4 protein-coding genes are annotated in these 3,996 nt (G+C 59.6%); 2 read left to right on the top strand and 2 right to left on the bottom strand.

Annotation, left to right across the window (positions count from 1 at the left end):
• Both ENZ75_RS24080 and ENZ75_RS24075 read left to right on the top strand, forming a co-directional pair.
• A partial coding sequence (locus tag ENZ75_RS24080; protein ID WP_164887965.1) for a sugar transferase occupies positions 1-319 on the top strand: 319 nt, incomplete at its 5' end.
• A 100-nt stretch (positions 320-419) separates the two neighbouring features.
• Positions 420-1,685 carry a polysaccharide biosynthesis/export family protein gene (locus ENZ75_RS24075; protein ID WP_164887966.1) on the top strand — a complete coding sequence of 422 codons (1,266 nt, stop codon included), beginning with the start codon at positions 420-422 and terminating at the stop codon, positions 1,683-1,685.
• Between the two features lie 121 nt (positions 1,686-1,806).
• Here the strand turns inward: ENZ75_RS24075 and ENZ75_RS24070 are convergent, their stop codons facing one another.
• Both ENZ75_RS24070 and ENZ75_RS24065 read right to left on the bottom strand, forming a co-directional pair.
• Entirely contained in the window at positions 1,807-3,117 is a 1,311-nt protein-coding gene (locus tag ENZ75_RS24070; RefSeq protein WP_063169877.1) for an O-antigen ligase, read from the bottom strand.
• Positions 3,118-3,371: 254 nt separating this feature from the next.
• The coding region (locus ENZ75_RS24065; protein WP_206617089.1) for an acyltransferase at positions 3,372-3,996 on the bottom strand (625 nt) is incomplete at its 5' end.

Genomic DNA, 3,996 nt, shown 5'->3' with positions numbered 1-3,996 from the left:
CGTTGGAGCAGTGCTGAGGAAACTCAGCCTCGATGAGTTGCCGCAGATCATCAACATCCTGCAGGGCGATATGAGCCTTGTCGGTCCGCGTCCGGTTGTGCGCGACGAACTAGAGATCTATGGCACATCCGCCGTCTACTATCTGAAATCGCGTCCGGGCCTGACCGGCCTGTGGCAGGTCAGCGGCCGCAACGATGTGTCCTATGACAGCCGCGTCGCCTTCGACCGTCACTATGTTGAGAACTGGTCGCTGTTCGAGGACGTTCGCATCATCATCAAGACCGTCCCGGCCGTCTGGATGTCGCGCGGTTCTTACTGACCGGCCGGTGGCCAATGCCAGACATTGGCGTCGGCCATTCGACGCAAGCTCATCGGGCGATGGGGCTATAGCGGATCGGAACGTTGAGTTGAAAACAGATTTGTTCGAAGCCTTTCGCGGCGGCCCGGTTTCCGGCCGCCTGCGGCGGGCGCGTTTGCTGGCCACATGCCTTGCCATGGCCCTCGTCGTCCCGGACATGGCCGCCGCCGGCGACTATCGCCTCGGCTCGCAGGACAAGCTCACCATCCGCGTCGCCGAATGGCAGACCGTGGAAGGCACATTCCGTGACTGGTCGGCGGTGAATGGCGAGTACACGGTCGGTCCATCCGGCACGCTGTCGGTGCCGTTCGCCGGCGAACTGCCGGCCTCCGGCAAGACCACGTCCGAAATCGCAACGGCGATCGGCGAGGCTTTGCAGAAAAAACTCGCTTTGTCAGACAGACCGGAAGCCTCGGTCGAGATGGCGCAGTTCCGGCCATTCTACATTTCGGGCGAAGTCCAGAACCCCGGCCAGTTTCCATATGTGCCTGACCTGACAGTGTTGAAGGCCATCAGCGTCGCCGGAGGCATCCGGCGAAACGCCGACTACGGACCTCAACTCGGCAAGGACTTGGTTACCGCCAAGGGCAATTTCGATGTCTCCGACGACCAGCGCATTCGGCTGATCGTCAGGCGCGCCCGCATCGACGCGGATATGGCCGGCAAGGCCAGTTTCGACGTGCCTAAGGAGGTCGAGGGCGATCCGAGACTGCCAGCCATCGTCGCGGACGAAATGACTATCCTGACAGCGGACCAAAAGGCGCTGAAGCTGAAGCTTGAAGCGCTCGACGATCTCAAAGGGGTTTTGGAATCCGAGATCGAATCGCTGCAGAAGAAGATCGTCAACCAGCAGCAGCAGGTCGACTTGGCGCAGCAGCAGCTCGCCAGCATCGGCCCGCTAGCGCAGAAAGGCCTGATCGCCAACGCCCGACTGCTGGATTCGCGCCAGTCGGTTGCCGACCTGCAGGGCAAGATCCTGGACTACGAAACCGCCATCCTCACCGCCAAGCAGTCGATCAGCAAGGCGAAGCAGGACTCCATCGATGCCCAGAACACCTTGAGTTCAAACCTCGCTACCGCCCGGCAGCAGACCGAAGCCGACCTGAACGAAGCCGCGCTGAAGGCGAATATGCAGAAAGGCCTGATAGCCCAGGCTACCGATCCCGCGACTGTGGCCGCCATGACAAATGATCAGCAGCCCGCCCTGCTTTATTCACTGGTGCGCAATGTCGACGGCAAGACCAGCGAAATCGCCGCCAAGGAAGACACACTCGTGCTGCCTGGCGATGTGATCAAGGTCAAGCTGGCGCCGCTGGCCAGCCAGTAGCCCACAGCCCGATACCATCCAGCATCTCAATCCGTCCCGTGAGGGGCGGATTTTTGCTGAGCACCATGCTTGCCAGGCGAAGGCTTCCCGCTGCCCTGACTTCAACCCGCGAGTTGATTGCTTATGACGACCCAGCGGCCGCCGGACGGCCGGCATGCCGGGGCCAATCAGCTTCACCCGTGGCCGCATCCGCCGGCGCCTGCGACCGCCGCGTGCGGGTAGTAACGGGCAGCCGCGCCAGCTTGAAGAAACTGTAGTACATCAAGAAGGAACCCGTAAAATAGGGGTTGAGTATCTCGACCTCGACGAAGGAACGAATCAGCAGCAGCACCATCACGCCGGCGAGGATCACCGGCTCGGCCCGCCATGTCTTGAAGACCACCGCCGACACGTGGCCGTAGAGCGTGCGCAGCACGATCAGCGATACCAGCGTCGCTCCGACGAAGCCGAGTTCGACAAGAGCCTCGATATAGGTGTTGTGGAAGTGGAAGCCGGTGCGGGTGGTGATGTAGAACTCGTTCCACAGCCGCTCGGCTTCGGCGAAGCCCTGCACCCAATAGGCGGCATAGCCGACGCCGAGAATCGGCGATTTCTGCACGGCATTCCAGCCCTGCTCCCACAGATAGGTCCGTCCGGTGAGCGTCGAATCCTTGCCGAAGAGGCCGAGGACGAAGTCCATCAGCCCGAGATTCAAGGCGACAAAGGCAGTCACGACCAGCAGACCGGCGCCGATCAGGAAAATCACCCGGCGGTAGCGCCGTGACAAAATTTTGCTCATCGCAAGAAGCGTCACCAGCGCCAGAACCGCCGGTATAGAGGCCATCGAGGTGGCGGAATGCGAGACGAACAGCAGATAGGCCGACAGCAGAATGAGAGGCGCTGTAAGCATGAGGCTCAGCCGGCCGCGCCTGTAAAAGGCAAGGAACACCACGCTGAAATATATGCCGAGCGAGGCGACAAAACCGAGCTGGTTCTTGGAGGCAAACGCGCCGACGAAATTGTAGGTGCCGTCGAGAACATCGTCGGAATAATTGCCGACCCGCAACGAATACAGCAGGATGAAGAAAATCCCGACCAGGGCGCCTATCGTCAATGCGCGCACGCTGACGGTGCGCGCCGCGATATAGGCACAAGCGATATGAGAGAGATATTGGAACGCCGTCCTTGCCGTGATGCCCGGCGCAACCGACCAGAAAATCGAGAAGCAGACATAGGCGGCAAACAGCAGCGGCAGCCAGGCGCTGGACAGATGCCGCAGAAACCGCCGGTAGTCGACCATGACGAGTGGAAGCCAGACCGCGTAGTAGGCCAGGATCAGCACCTGGCCGAAAATGAACGAATAGGAAAACGCCCAGATCGAGACGGCTACGGCAAAGGCGCCATAGACCGAGTTCTTCTCGGGATCGACCAGCAGGGACTTTGGAATCTTCATCTCAGAGTCCCGCCGACACGACCCAGTGCCGGCAAGCCATGAGCCGGCCGGATTTTTCGCAGACATGGGCGTGCAATAAACGGCTTCTCCATTGTGCAGTGCAATATAACCTATCGCGCCCGGCGCTCAATGGCAAATCCGGTCAACTTATCTTACGCGAATTGGCCAAGCGGCGGATACCGAGTCGTCGCACCTTGGAACAGGGCGATCCGTCACAAATCCAGAGGCAGTGGGCGGCCTGTTCCCATCGCGAGTCAGATATGATTTTCGGTTTTCCTGAGCGTCGAGGAGGCTTGCCTACGGGCTGCCAAGCCATTGAAGAGAGCCTGCGCGGGTCGCTCGATCATTGTATAAAGGACAATGGATACCGCTATGGACAGCGCGCATGCCACGATGCCGGCCAGCCCCTGCGCCATCAGCCCTGACTGATGCGGTAGCAGTTTGCTCGCCAGCTGGATCACATAGGGGTGCGAGAGGTAGAGCGAGTATGATGCATCTCCGAGCAAAACCAGAAATGTTATCGCGCGCGTCCGGGGGGGCGACCAAGACAAAGCGGCGGCGGTTAAAACCACGGCAGGGACGCCGTTCGCCAGAAGCCAGGGCAAATCAGGTATCATTTGCCGAATGGCTATTGTCGCCACGAAAATCGCAAGCATAAGCCACGTACGTCCCACGAAAAGCTTCGCACTATGCACATATGCCAGGTAAAGTAAGATGCCAAAAACAAATTCCAGCATCAGCGGATTTGTATAAAAGCGCCAAGCGACGTTTTCACTCTGGATGAATTGACCCATCGCCACGAGAACTACTATGAACATGGATGGCGACAGTGGGCCGCGCAGGCCGCAAGCTATGCACGCAGCATATATTGCATAGAAG

The organism is Mesorhizobium sp. M7A.F.Ca.CA.002.04.1.1 (assembly GCF_004022805.1).
Taxonomy (GTDB): domain Bacteria; phylum Pseudomonadota; class Alphaproteobacteria; order Rhizobiales; family Rhizobiaceae; genus Mesorhizobium; species Mesorhizobium ciceri.
This window is presented reverse-complemented; position numbering and strand designations above follow the sequence as displayed.